Below are 13,250 nucleotides of genomic sequence, written 5' to 3'. Positions count from 1 at the left end.
AGGTTGTGTCGGTTCTTCCCTATGAGTGTATAGTTTTTTCCTTACCCTCTATTTCCTGAATCTGCGCCCTCAGATTAACGATTTCCGCCATTAACGCTTCATTCTCCTCCTCTGTATTCCTAGTTCCGCTCTGGATCAGTTGATTCAGACGCAGCTGCAGAAGAACGAGGTCGTCCTCAAGGGCCTGTTCTTTACGGGTAAGCACGCGACTCCTGTCTTTTGAGATGTATTCCTCATAGGAGCCTTGAAAAAACTTCGGTGCCTGAGTCGGTGCTAGTATTACCAAACGATTAGCTACTTTAGTGTGAAGGTACCGGTCATGTGAGACCATCACAATTCCTCCCGGATATACCCTTAGCGCTTCTTCTACTCGTTCCCTAGTGTCAATGTCCAGATAATTGGTGGGTTCATCCAGTACTAATAGGTTAGCTTTTCCAAAGTACAGTTTAAGGAAAGCTACACGACATTTCTCCCCCAGACTTAAATCACCAATTCGTTTAAAGACATCATCCCGCGAAAATAAAAAGCAGCCCAGAATCGTTCGTGCCTCCGTTTGGGTCATACCTGGCAGTTCAAGCAAACTATCCAGAATGGTGGACGACACCGCTAGATTATCGAGCTCTTGCGCAAAATAACCAACCTTCGTACGCGGATGCAGCCGCACTTCACCTTTGCTAGGTTGATGAATACCAGCAATCAGCTTCAGCAAAGAAGACTTACCGACACCATTAGGACCCAGAATAGCGAGACGATCGCCTCGATTCAATGACAAACTGAAATTTTTCAGTACAGGCGCACTACCCTTATATGCAAAATCAATCTCACGGAGTGACAGCAAAGTGTCCGCCATAAACGCTTCACTTTCCAGCTTCATCTTCAGCTTACTTGTCTCGCGTGGTAATTCCACACGGTTCTTATTTAAGCGTTCGAGTGCAGCTTCCTTCGCATGAAGACGAGATACGTTCTTCTTTGATTTCGCACGCAGGAAATCATGCTGTCCGGCAGCACGGTGTGCCTGTTGGAACCATTCGGAATACCTTCTGATGCTCTCCAGCAGCTTCTCCTTTTCCTGTTCCTGCTTCTTATATTGTCCCTCTAGCGTTCGCGCCTCTACCTCCTTCTGCTCCCGATACTGCGTATATCCACCCGAATACCGGCGACACCCCTCTGGACTAAGCTCCAGCAACGCCGTCGCCGTTCGATCGATGAACGTACGATCATGCGAAACATAAAGCACAGTTCCGGGATAGGTATGGACCCATTGTTCCAACCACTCCATCGTTTCTCCATCTAAGTGATTCGTCGGCTCATCTAGAATCAACAGCTTCGGCTGCTGAGCTAACAATGCGGCCAATTGAACGCGTGTCTTTTGCCCACCGCTTAGCGATGGGTACGGCACATTCCAAACCGAACGCTCAAGTTTGAGCTGCTTCAAGCATTTTTCCGCTTTTGCCTCCCAGTCATAACCACCAAGCTGCAAGTATTGATCGTACACTTCGGCGTATTCAGTAAGTCCCGCTTCACTCTCGTCGTTCTGCTCCTGCAACCTCTGACTGAGAATTTCAAGCCTGCGCTTCAATTGGGGGAGCTCTGGCGATCCGGCGATTACGTAATCCAAGGCGGTCACTTCTTCGGACACTTCTAGCTGCTGATCCAGCACACCCCATTCCTCACGTGGCAAACCATGATAGATACTTCCCTCCTCAAAGAGGAGGCGACCGATCAGCCCCTTAAGCAATGTGGTTTTGCCGATTCCATTACGACCGAACAAGAGCACACGCTCTCCTTCTGATATCTCAAAGGACACCTTCTCGAACAACAGGGTCCCGTTCCATTCTTTACGTATATTTTTTGCTTTTATTAGGGTCATATTTCATTCCTCCGATTATATTGCAAATAAAAAACCGCAGCCAGCGGTCTGCGGTCAAATAGCGTATGATGGGGGGGGAAATATGCCATAACATGAATAGACTACGGCCGTGATCACCTGCTGTATGCAGAGTAAACCAAACAATAGATAGATCTATTCATATAAAAGCAACGTAAGACCCCCGACCGACACACGTATCCCTGACCGTTATCACCCTGAACGGGTGATCCGTGACTTGTGCATATGCACTTCACAAGCTCTATGGTCTTCTTCTAGGAAACGTGTTAGTTATTCATTAGTCGGTGGTCCTCCGTCATTGTCCGAATTGGTTTGAATGAATATAGTATATACCCATTTAAGCCAGAATTAAAAGTTCAAGAATAGTTATAAAATAATCTTTACCGACTGAGACTGTGAACTCCATTGCACCTGAATACCAAATAATTCGGGCAAGATGCTCAGCGGAATCATCAATCGACCATTTTCATTACGGGACGCTGGTATCGTAAACGTCTTTCCATTTACAACAGCCTGATCGGATAAAGGCTGATGTGCCACCGTACGATTTCCTATCGTAATTAGCAGTGCACCTGTTCCAGCTTTGCTCTGTAAAGTTCCACCTAACAAGGCTACAGATTCTCTCAGCGGAACAAATACACGGGAGTTATCCATTAAAAAAGGATCTTTTAGCTTTGTCGTGACTCCATCCAGCTCAAAAGCTCCAGCAAACATCTTACTTCCTACGGAATACCCATTTTTAGTCGCAATACTCTCCATAGCCAGTGTGCTTGTTGTAATAATGACCCTTGTATTTTTAGCTATTTTTGGGTACAGCCAGTGGATGTCATCATTATGCATTCGAATACATCCGGCGCTGACATACTTTCCTATGGAGGACTCATTATTATTGCCGTGAATCGCATATGTGGTACCATAAGTTCCGTTCACTTCTAGCCCTAGCCAGCGGTCGCCAAGTGGATTGGCCGGATCACCCCCGGGTATTTTCTCTTTGTAATAGGGTCTGTTCTTTACTTTAACTACCATTTTGAAGCTGCCTTCAGGCGTCAGTTCCTTTGATTTTCCTGTTGCGACTGGAAAAGTCTTCACAAGCTTACCATCACTGAAATACGCGAGTTTGTTTGTTTTTTTGTTCACGATAATCAGATCTGATCCAGCAGCAGCTTCCGCCTTTCCCACACCTGTAAAACATGCAGCGAACAGAAGCCCAAATACAAGCATCAGCTTCATGTTCCGCTGTAATAATGATTCAAACCGGCCACCCGAAACGAAAAATCCCAATTTTCTCCACCTCCATATATAAAGACGAAATCATTTCAATTTTGTTGCATACCAACCTGTACCTATTCTTTTCAACTCGTCCCCCACATTTGACGCAGAGATTGCAATACTGTAACCAAGTGAACGCACATTAAAAAAGCCGACCTTTGGATAACCAAAGATCAGCTCTATATTTTATATGCTCAGTATTTCATGATTAGACAACTAATGTTTCTTACCTGAACCAAATGCAATCACGTATCCATCCGGATCTTTAATCGCAAAATCCTTCCAGCTCCCCCAGTCTGCTTCCTGAAGATCAGGCTCTTGAACAAATTCTGCTCCTTTACCCTTTAGCTCTTCATATAGCTCGTCAAGCTCAGAATGAGTCTCCACATAAGCATAGGTATCCCACGGAATGATCTGACCTTGTCCTGCTGAATTGGGTAGTACATCTTCAATACGAGCTGCTTGAATTAGCTTAAATCCCAGTGCAAATTCATCGCGTACCGCCCACCAATCATTCACTTCACAGCTTAACACTGTAGCGTAAAATTCCTTGGACCGCTCCAGATTGGATACCAGCCTTACTTGAACCGAAAACTGTACCTTACTCACTGTGGATCATCCTCCGATTGTCATATTTGACTTGATCAACATTTGCAAATTTAATATTCCAATTTTATAATATCATCCAATATACGGAAATTAAATCGAAATCTGCTGACAAGTTTATCGAAGAATGGAATCAATAATGACGGTAAGCTAGTGATCTTTCCTTTTATTCAGAAGGTTTCGAACAGCCTGCAAGCGAAGAGGATCTATCGGCTTTAGCGCATCTCCATCTTCTCTAACGGCTGAACCGAAATGCACTCGTCGCACACCCGTTTGTTTTATAAAATCACTTAACCCGTCTGCCGTTAACCCACTGCCAGCAAGAATAGATATAGATTGCTCCGAGGTAAGCTGCTCCAGTGCAGCAAGACGTTCCGCACCTTTAGGGGCTGTATTCTCGGCTCCTGATGTTAGAATGTCAGTAATTTGAGGATAACGCATCAATATTTCTAACGCCTCAAATTGATCCCTCACTTCATCAAAAGCACGATGGAATGTCACCTCCAAACCTTTTGCAGTATGAAGCAGCCTTTGAAGTGACTCTTCGTCAATTGTTCCATCAGGGCGTAACATACCCATTACGACAGATAACCCGCCGATAGATACGATATGCTGAATATCCTGCTCCATGGTTTCTATGTCATCCTTATCATAAGAAAAGGATCTGGCATGGGGTCTAACCATTACCCTGACCGGGATAGAGACAGCATTGCGCACTTTTTCAATAAGTCCCAGACTGGGCGTCAATCCCCCTTCACTGATCCCAGTGATCAATTCAATTCGATCAGCTCCATAACGCTCGGCCATTACTGCATCACTTAATGTTGTAGCAATAACTTCTAGTAACATTGTTGTCTCTCCTTTATTCATCTTAGAACCTTGCTTTCTGCTATTTTCTTCATCCGCACATTATCCTAACCCACATCCACATAAACACGCAAAAAAAGGTCTTGATCCTCTACAAACACTAGAGAATCAAGACCTTTCGTTCTTAAACTATTCTTACGCCCACCACATACCTTGTGGTTGATCGCGAATAAGAATGGATTGCAAATTGGTTACTGCACGTTGGAAGCCTTCGTCTACCGTCATAAGAGGGTCTTCATGCTCGATGCTGACCACATAATCATAACCGTAAGTACGCAGCGCACTCATGATATCCGACCATTCAGATATGCTGTGTCCACAGCCAACGGAGCGGAAGGTCCACGCGCGGGTCTGTACATCGCCGTAAGGCTGCATATCCGTTAGACCATACATATTAATATTGTCCTGATCCAGGTACGTATCCTTGGCATGGAAGTGATGGATCGCACCAGCTTTACCAAGAATCTTGATCGCGCCTACAGGATCGATGCCTTGCCACCACAGATGGCTCGGGTCTAGATTCGCGCCAATCGCATCACAGGTTGCTTCTCTAAGCTTCAGAATCGTGTAAGGAGTATGGCAGAGGAATCCGCCATGAAGCTCGATACCGATCTTAACGCCATGCTCCTCAGCCAGCTTACCAATTTCCTTCCAGTAAGGGATCAGTTTATGCTCCCACTGCCAGGTTTTGATGTCGCTGTACACGGTAGGCCAAGGTGTAACTGGCCAGTTCGGTGCTTTTGCATCGTCGCTGTCTCCCGCGGTTCCCGAGAAAGTGTTCACTACCTTAACGCCCATTAGCGAAGCTAGCTTGATCGACTTACGCAGAATTTCGTCGCCTTCACGAGCTTCTTCTTTATCCGGCGAAATCGGGTTATTATGGCAACTGAATGCACTGATCATAATGCCACGTTTCGTGAACTTCTCCAGATATTCCTTACGTGCTGATTCGCTGGCAAGCAGCTCATCTGTTGGACAGTGGGCATTTCCGGGATTGCCTCCTGAACCGATCTCTACCGCATTCAAACCAGCAGCAGCGATTTTATCAAGCATCTCATCGAGAGTCAAACTTCCAAATACAGGATCAAATACGCCTAATTTCATTTATAATACCACCTTTTCTTTGATTGGCTCCAAAGCTTCAGAATGTCCGTAAACTGGATAATCACGCTTCGTTGGTGCACACCAGTTCACACCATTGATGATCACTCTTTGGATTTCTTTGTTGTAGTAGGTTGGATAAGATTCATGACCAGGTTGGAAATAAAAGATCTTCCCGTTCCCACGACGATAGGTCGATCCGCTTGGGAACACATTGCCGCCTTCAAACCAGCCGACAAAAATTAGACTCTCTGGTGCTGGCACATCAAAGTGTGCTCCGTACATTTCCTCTTGCTCCAAATCGATATATTCGCCAATGCCCTCAGCAATCGGGTGACTTGGGTCCATAACCCAAAGTCGCTCCTTCTCCCCTGCTTCACGCCACTTTAGATCACAGCTGGTGCCCATCAGCTTCATGAATATTTTGGACATATGACCCGAATGAAGCACTACTAGCCCCATGCCTTGAAGTACTCTTTGGTGAACACGATTTACAATCTCATCACTAACTTCTTGATGGGCAACATGTCCCCACCAAATCAGTACATCTGTGTTATCCAGCACTTCTTGTGTCAGTCCATGCTCCGGTTCATCCAGCGTAGCTGTCTGAGCGTCCAGTCCAGCTTCCTGAAGGAAGCTGGCCAATTGTCCGTGAATCCCTTGCGGATAGACCTTGAGAATTCTCTCTTCCTGCCGTTCATGGCGGAATTCATTCCATACCGTTACTCTGGTCACTTTGGACACACTCCTAGTTCATAGTTATCTATGTCGTTAAACTTGACTGTTTATTCAAGAAGAAACGCCGTTGTCATCCTTAGAAGATGACAACCGTTTCTCGTAGAAAAGTAAGGATTAAGTATAACGTGGAACTTATACTTTCTTACTTTTCAAAAAATACAGGCATGCCAGTTTCAGAGGATTTATAAATAGCCTCCAAGATGCGGGTAACAACGAGCGCCTGCTCTGGCTTCACTACAGGCTCGGTGTCATTGACGATGCTTTCGATCCACTGAGTAGCCTCGGTCAATGCAGGATCATCTCCCGCGCCATCATAAAAGTCAACGCCACCGGCTTCCAGGCTGATATGCTTCTCGAATGTCTTGCCGTATTCTTCTCCGTTAATGCGCAGACCATTTTCCATATCCGCTCCACCTTCAGTACCGCAAAGCACAGTTTTAGCTTCACCAACATCAAGGGTATTCAGCGCCCAGCTTGCTTCGAGAACGATGCTAGCTCCATTCTCCATAGTAATGAATCCAATGGCGGAATCCTCAACTGTAAATTTCTCAGGATCCCACGGGCCCCAAGCGTTCGCAGCGTTTTTACGACCGGACAGCTTATGATAAGCGTTACCGACAACATATTTTGGTTTGTAGTTATCCATCATCCAAAGAGTCAAATCAAGGGCATGAGTACCGATATCAATCAATGGACCTCCGCCTTGCGCTTCCTCGTCCAGAAACACGCCCCACGTTGGAACGGCACGACGACGGATCGCCTTAGCTTTAGCATAATAAATCTCTCCAAGACCATCATTCTCGCATACCGTATGCAGATAAGCTGAATCTGGTCTGAAACGGTTTTGGTAACCGATGGTCAGCTTCTTCCCAGTTCGTTTTGAAGCATCGATCATTGCTTGCGCTTCTGCTGTGGTCTTAGCCATCGGCTTTTCACACATTACATGCTTGCCTGCCTCCATTGCCGCAATGGAAATCTCTGCATGGGAAATGTTTGGTGTACATACATGAATTACATCTATACTTGCATCTTTAAGAAGCTCTTTATAATCTGTGTAAACCACGGAGCCCTCATCCCCAAACTCCGCTTTTGCCTTCTCAGCACGCTCTGGAACGATATCGCAAAAAGCAACCATTCGAGCACCTTCCACTTTTGATAGCGCTGGCATATGTTTGCCGTTTGCAATGCCTCCGCAGCCGATAATTCCTACTGTTAATGTCATTTTTATTCTAACCTCCACTTGTTCCTGTTTTGATATCTCTATCATACAAAGCCCGGGGGCGTCTTTCTTCCTGCATTCTTGCTGTATTATTCCCGAATATTGTCTTATGGTATTTTAGGGGGGATATCCCCGTGGCATCTTTGAAAAAATGATGGAATGTCTTCACGCTGCCAAACCCGGCGGCTTCCGCCACCGCAGACATCGGCAAATCTTCATTGATTAAGATCCATTTAGCTTTGTTAAGCCGATATTCGTTTAAGAAAGCTATAAAGGTCATACCAGTATTCTTCTTGAATAGCTTGGTAAAATAATACGGACTAAAGCCCATATAGCTAGCTACCTCATTTAGCGTAATGGCTTCCTGGTAATGCTGCTCTACATAGATAAAAATTCGCTCTAATCTTTCCAGTGTTTCTCTGGACTGGTTCAGCGTATCTTCCGAGAACTTAGGCTGTTTATTGAGTGCACTCTTCGGCACTTCCCGTAAAATAACGGTCAATAGTTCAAACAATCTAGCTTTGATTAAGTAAGCGTACCCATCTCTTCGCTGCACGTCTTCCTCATAAATACTCTCAATCAGCCCTTTGATCTTCACGGCGGTTGCTTCGGGCCATTTTGAACTAGAATGCTCCATAAGCGTAAAAACCTCACGAAGCGAATAATCACTTCCGCTCAAAGCTGCGACTTCCTGAAACAGGTTAAGATCGAATTGAATTACTACCCGTTCGCTTTCAGGTGAGGCGAGAAAATAATGGACATCCCCACCGTTGATAAATTGAACCTCACCCTGCTCCATGTGAATAGGGGTATCGTTTATTCCCAGATTTAGACTTCCTTTAGTTACATATATAATTTCAATTTCTTTATGCCAATGCGGATAGCACAGCGTATCTCCTCCACATAGTAAACTTCTAAAAGGAAAATGCTTATCCACATCTGGAATTTCGAGATAAATATTCATAAGCGCAGCTCCTTATCCGGTTAAACACTAAACCAACGATAAACATGTCAATCCGATTTGACGTAAGCGTTTACTGTCTAAATGTTAGTCCTCTAATATTCTTTTGTCAATTCTGGGTCTCTGTATTCTTAATATCCTGCTCCAACTACATTTCTCCCTCTTATACACCACTTTAACAGAGATTTTCTGGTAATTTAATCGGTTTCATTCTATTAAAAAATAATTACCTTTCATGGTTCCTATCATTCACATATTTTTTAAGTGGAGTTGACAAGCATACCTGCCAGGATTTATATTCAGGGTAAGCGTTTACGTAATACTTTTTAAGTAATTTGATTTTCGAAGCGTAAACGTTTAATCTAAGGCTAACCGTAATCTAAGGAGTCGTATGAATGAACCCAACAATTAAAGATGTTGCACAAAAAGCGAACGTTTCCATTGCAACAGTCTCTCGCGTGCTAAACAATTTAAGTGGGTACTCCGACAAGACGAAACAAAAGGTAAATGAAGCTATCAAAGATCTCGGCTATCAACCTAACGCGATTGCTCGTGGCCTAATCAATAAGCGTACGCAGACGATTGGTGTAATGTTTCCAAGTGTTTCTGGAGCGTTCTCCTCCGATCTGCTTAAAGGCATTGAGGAATTGGCCAATGACCGCAATTACAGTGTAATGGTCTGTAATACCGACCAGGATGGTAAACGAACGTTAAAGTACTTACAACTCTTAAGGGAGAAGCAGGTCGATGGCATTATTTACTCTAGTGAGGTCTTGAAGAAAGAGTATTACGATGTGCTAGAAACCATGAAGATCCCAGTTGTGTTGGTTTCTTCTCAAACGGAATTTGCCAGTGTACCTTACGTGAAAGTAGACGATTACCAGGCTGCTTATGATGCTACCCTCTACTTAATTTCCAAAGGTCATAGCAAAATAGCCATGATCAGCGGAAATCCAAGCGATGCTATCGCTGGTGCACCCAGAGCCGAAGGATATCGTAAAGCGCTTGAAGCGAGTGGGATTCCTTTCGACAGCCGCTATCTCACCTTTGGAGACTTTCTGTATGAAAGCGGGAGCATTGCAATGGAAGCTCTCTTGGAGCAAGCCCCTGATGTCACTGCCGTCTTTGCCGCTAGTGATGAAATGGCGATTGGTGCTCTTTCCACGGTCATCAAATATGGTTTAAGTGTTCCCGACGATATATCCATTATGGGTTATGACGATCTTGGAATGGCGAAAATGATTATTCCTCCGTTAACTACAGTGCGTCAACCACTGTACGATATTGGTAAGATCGCCGTAGAGAAGCTTATTCAGATGATTGAAACAGGCGAGACTGTGGATAGTAAAATTGTCGATCACTTAATCGTGGAAAGACAAACGGTAAGATCACTTACCTGAGTCTTTTTACCCCTTTTACGTAAACGTTTACTCTCTCTATTGGTGATGCATATCTGCCGCCTATAAGTAGCAGAATATCAATTAGTTTTCATTTACGTACATGTTTAATCTCTTACATGTTCATAATACCAACAAATTATTAGGAGGATTTAATCATGAAAAAAACAATCAAACCCGTAGTGGTTAGCGTACTGGCTATGTCCGTACTTAGTGCCTGTGGTAGCAATGCGGCTGACAACAGCGCAAATAGTGGTGGAAATGCCTCCTCCGGTGAAAAGGTAAAAGTCGAGTTTTTCCAAAATAAAACCGAAGCCAAAGCCACCTTCGACAAGCTGGTTGCGAAATTCAATGAAGCCAATCCAAATATTGTTGTCACACAGGTTAACCCGCCAGATGCTGAAACGGTATTGAAAACTCGTGCAGCGAAGAAAGATATTCCTGACGTGGTAGGGATCGGAGCAACTGACACCTACAAGACGTTATCTGGCAGCGGTCTTTTTGAAGATTTCACAGGCGATCCACTCGCTGAGAATATCCAGCCAGCATATCTTCAAATGCTGAAAGACCTGACGGGTTCGGACGAACTGAATGGTCTTCCATTCTCTTCAAACGCAAGTGGTGTCATTTACAATAAAGCGATGTTCGCTGAAGCCGGTGTTACTGTTCCAACTACTTGGGATGAGTTCATGGCTGTCGCTCAAAAGTTCAAGGACAGCGGTAAAAATGCTTTTTACCTGACACTTAAGGATTCATGGACAACACTTACGCCGTTCAACTCCCTCTCCACGATCATTAAAGGGAATGATTTCTTCAAGGAGCGTGCGGCAGGCACTGTAACCTTCGCAGACAGCTTTAACGAGGTTGCTGAAAAGCTGCTTAAGCTGACGGAATACGGACAAAAAGATATTTTTGGTAAAGGTTACAATGACGGAAACACAGCATTCGCTAAAGGTGAATCCGCAATGTACCTGCAAGGCGTATGGGCGATCCCAGAAATCGTGAAAGCCAATCCATCCATTGAACTTGGCGTATTCCCATTCCCAGCAACAAATGATGCTGCCGATAACAAAGTCATTTCTGGCGTAGATACGTTGCTGACGATTTCCAAGAACACTAAACATAAAGAAGAAGCAAAGAAATTCGTAGACTTCCTGCTTCAACCTGAGAATGTTAGCCTATACATCAATGAGCAAAAAGCATTCCCAGCTGTAAAAGGTGTAACACAAGATGATCCAACGATGGATGGCTTCAAAGAAGCGTTTAGCGCTGGCAACTTGGCTGACTTTGCTGACCACTACATTCCAAGTGCGATGAAAGTGGATACCATCAACCAATCCTTCTTGCAAAAGAAAGACATTAAAGCTTACCTAGAACAGCTTGATAAGGAATGGGATAAAGTAGCTAACCGGAAATAAACTGATCAGACAAACATGAACCGCGAAAGAGAACGGGGCTTCCCCTCTTCTCTTTCGCTTTTACAATGAGGAGGATTACATGATGGCCAAACGCCGAGTCGCCTTTTATCTGATGACTATACCGGCATTACTTCTTTTCTTTGCCTTCCATACCTTTCCTGCAATCCAGGGTATATATTATTCGTTCACGAACTGGGACGGCTTTAGTGACAGCTTTGATTACGTAGGATTTAAGAACTTCATTAACATTTTTCAAGATGAAAATGTGTTGAATTCATATGTGTTCACTTTTAAATATGCCATTCTAACCACTATTCTTATCAATATCATCAGCTTGTTGATTGCGCTTGGACTTAACGCCAAAATTAAAGCTAAAAACTTTTTCCGTGGCGTATATTTCTTGCCGAATATCCTCAGCGTATTGATTGTTGGTTTTATTTTTAACTACTTGTTCGCTAATGTATTCCCTATTTGGGGTGCGAAAATCGGCAGCGAATTCCTATCACAGAACATTCTCGGTAACTCCGACTGGGCTTGGATCGGTATCGTCATTGTAGCCGTTTGGCAGGGGATTGCTTATAACACGATTCTCTATCTGGCGGGTCTTCAAACCATTCCTCATGATCTTTACGAAGCTTCCAATCTGGACGGCGCTAGTCGCTGGAGAGAATTCTGGAGCATTACGTTTCCAATGCTTGCTTCCTTCTTCACCATCAATATGGTGCTCGCGATGAAGGGCGGTCTAATGGTATTCGACCAAATCGTTGCCTTGACAGGCGGGGGTCCAGGTCGTTCAACGCAATCCATTGCCCACTTAATCTACACAGGCGGCTTCCAAGGCGGAGAATTTGCCTATCAATCGGCGAACGCCGTGATTTATTTTATCGTGATTGTCGTTATCTCCGCCCTTCAGCTTAAATTTCTGCAGAAACGGGAGATGGACTTATGATCAAAAAATCAACCAACTGGCCTGTAACGATTCTTATCGCCCTAGGCTCAATACTGATCCTGTTTCCGCTGTACATGACCATTGCCATCGCACTCAAGAATCCCGAGGAAATGGCTCAATCAATCTTCTCGCTGCCAACTGGCCTGCATTTTGAGAACTTCTCCAATGCGATTAAAGCAACGAATTTCTTCAATGCATTAGGAAATAGTACCGTGATTACCATTACAACAGTCGTGTTCATATTGCTTACCAACTCCATGGTAGCCTATGCTATTGCACGTAATATGAAGCGAAGATTTTTCAAAGTGCTGTACTTCTATTTTATCAGCGCAATGTTTATCCCTTTCCAGATTATCATGCTGCCTGTGGTCAAAGTGACTACGGATCTGCACATGAACAACATTGTAGGGATTATTATTCTATACGTCGTATATGGTCTGGCTTTTAACGTGTTTGTTTACACCGGTTATATCCGTTCCATTCCGTATGAACTGGAAGAAGCGGCTACTGTAGACGGTGCATCGACCTTCGGAACGTTCTGGAAGATTATTTTTCCACTTCTTGCTCCTGTTAGTGCAACGATCGGTATCCTGTCTTGTCTATCCACTTGGAATGACTTTATGCTACCGCTGGTTCTGCTCGGCGATCAGGATTCCTACACACTTCCGCTGGTACAATATGTATTCCAGGGGCAGTTCAGTACAGATTTTAACTTAGCTTTCGCTTCATATTTGCTCGCATTAACCCCGATGCTCATCGTCTATTTGTTCGCTCAAAAATGGATTATCAGCGGACTTACATCAGGATCCATTAAATAAAATAGTAAGATCTATATAG

Annotated in this window: 12 protein-coding genes; 4 read left to right on the top strand and 8 right to left on the bottom strand. The window is 44.3% G+C overall.

All coding sequences use genetic code 11. The annotated features are described in order from the left end of the window. Positions 1–19: 19 nt before the first annotated feature. From abc-f to H70737_RS05460, 8 genes are all read right to left on the bottom strand, one after another. A complete protein-coding gene (gene abc-f, locus H70737_RS05495; protein ID WP_042185442.1) occupies positions 20–1,870 on the bottom strand; it encodes a ribosomal protection-like ABC-F family protein in 1,851 nt (616 codons plus the stop codon). A gap of 384 nt (positions 1,871–2,254) precedes the next feature. Further along, positions 2,255–3,169: a L,D-transpeptidase family protein gene (locus tag H70737_RS05490; RefSeq protein ID WP_231573390.1), complete on the bottom strand. Its 915-nt coding sequence runs from the start codon at positions 3,167–3,169 to the stop codon at positions 2,255–2,257. 204 nt (positions 3,170–3,373) lie between these two features. After that, positions 3,374–3,766 (bottom strand): VOC family protein, encoded by a 393-nt coding sequence (locus H70737_RS05485; RefSeq protein WP_042185440.1) that lies wholly within the window; start codon positions 3,764–3,766, stop codon positions 3,374–3,376. Between the two features lie 147 nt (positions 3,767–3,913). Further along, positions 3,914–4,612, bottom strand: coding sequence for a copper homeostasis protein CutC (locus H70737_RS05480; protein WP_042185438.1), 699 nt, complete (start codon positions 4,610–4,612; stop codon positions 3,914–3,916). Between the two features lie 153 nt (positions 4,613–4,765). Continuing rightward, positions 4,766–5,734, bottom strand: coding sequence for a sugar phosphate isomerase/epimerase family protein (locus tag H70737_RS05475; RefSeq protein ID WP_042185436.1), 969 nt, complete (start codon positions 5,732–5,734; stop codon positions 4,766–4,768). Continuing rightward, complete coding sequence (locus tag H70737_RS05470) at positions 5,735–6,466, bottom strand: ThuA domain-containing protein (RefSeq protein WP_042124690.1); 732 nt, start codon at positions 6,464–6,466, stop codon at positions 5,735–5,737. It abuts the gene before it with no gap. 145 nt (positions 6,467–6,611) lie between these two features. Then, positions 6,612–7,691 carry a Gfo/Idh/MocA family protein gene (locus tag H70737_RS05465; protein WP_042185435.1) on the bottom strand — a complete coding sequence of 360 codons (1,080 nt, stop codon included), beginning with the start codon at positions 7,689–7,691 and terminating at the stop codon, positions 6,612–6,614. Between the two features lie 7 nt (positions 7,692–7,698). Beyond that, positions 7,699–8,652: an AraC family transcriptional regulator gene (locus H70737_RS05460; protein WP_042185433.1), complete on the bottom strand. Its 954-nt coding sequence runs from the start codon at positions 8,650–8,652 to the stop codon at positions 7,699–7,701. A gap of 392 nt (positions 8,653–9,044) precedes the next feature. Here H70737_RS05460 and H70737_RS05455 point away from each other — a divergent pair, with 392 nt between their 5' ends. The 4 genes from H70737_RS05455 (at position 9,045) to H70737_RS05440 (ending at position 13,231) form a co-directional block, all read left to right on the top strand. Then, entirely contained in the window at positions 9,045–10,049 is a 1,005-nt protein-coding gene (locus H70737_RS05455; protein ID WP_042185431.1) for a LacI family DNA-binding transcriptional regulator, read from the top strand. 155 nt (positions 10,050–10,204) lie between these two features. After that, entirely contained in the window at positions 10,205–11,464 is a 1,260-nt protein-coding gene (locus tag H70737_RS05450) for an ABC transporter substrate-binding protein (protein ID WP_052404174.1), read from the top strand. A gap of 82 nt (positions 11,465–11,546) precedes the next feature. Continuing rightward, complete coding sequence (locus H70737_RS05445; protein WP_042185429.1) at positions 11,547–12,413, top strand: carbohydrate ABC transporter permease; 867 nt, start codon at positions 11,547–11,549, stop codon at positions 12,411–12,413. Beyond that, entirely contained in the window at positions 12,410–13,231 is an 822-nt protein-coding gene (locus tag H70737_RS05440) for a carbohydrate ABC transporter permease (RefSeq protein WP_179085741.1), read from the top strand. The genes H70737_RS05445 and H70737_RS05440 overlap by 4 nt, the downstream gene beginning before the upstream one ends. The last annotated feature ends 19 nt before the right edge of the window (positions 13,232–13,250 follow it).

The organism is Paenibacillus sp. FSL H7-0737, assembly GCF_000758545.1.
GTDB lineage: Bacteria > Bacillota > Bacilli > Paenibacillales > Paenibacillaceae > Paenibacillus_AQ.
This window is presented reverse-complemented; position numbering and strand designations above follow the sequence as displayed.

What these genes read in the sequence shown, in the direction of transcription:
- H70737_RS05445 (WP_042185429.1), top strand. Translation starts at nt 11,547, where the DNA reads ATGGCCAAACGCCGAGTCGCCTTTTATCTGATGACTATACCGGCATTA.
- H70737_RS05455 (WP_042185431.1), top strand. Translation starts at nt 9,045, where the DNA reads ATGAACCCAACAATTAAAGATGTTGCACAAAAAGCGAACGTTTCCATT.
- H70737_RS05450 (WP_052404174.1), top strand. Translation starts at nt 10,205, where the DNA reads ATGAAAAAAACAATCAAACCCGTAGTGGTTAGCGTACTGGCTATGTCC.
- H70737_RS05460 (WP_042185433.1), bottom strand. Translation starts at nt 8,652, where the DNA reads ATGAATATTTATCTCGAAATTCCAGATGTGGATAAGCATTTTCCTTTT.
- H70737_RS05465 (WP_042185435.1), bottom strand. Translation starts at nt 7,691, where the DNA reads ATGACATTAACAGTAGGAATTATCGGCTGCGGAGGCATTGCAAACGGC.
- H70737_RS05475 (WP_042185436.1), bottom strand. Translation starts at nt 5,734, where the DNA reads ATGAAATTAGGCGTATTTGATCCTGTATTTGGAAGTTTGACTCTCGAT.
- H70737_RS05480 (WP_042185438.1), bottom strand. Translation starts at nt 4,612, where the DNA reads ATGTTACTAGAAGTTATTGCTACAACATTAAGTGATGCAGTAATGGCC.
- abc-f (WP_042185442.1), bottom strand. Translation starts at nt 1,870, where the DNA reads ATGACCCTAATAAAAGCAAAAAATATACGTAAAGAATGGAACGGGACC.
- H70737_RS05440 (WP_179085741.1), top strand. Translation starts at nt 12,410, where the DNA reads ATGATCAAAAAATCAACCAACTGGCCTGTAACGATTCTTATCGCCCTA.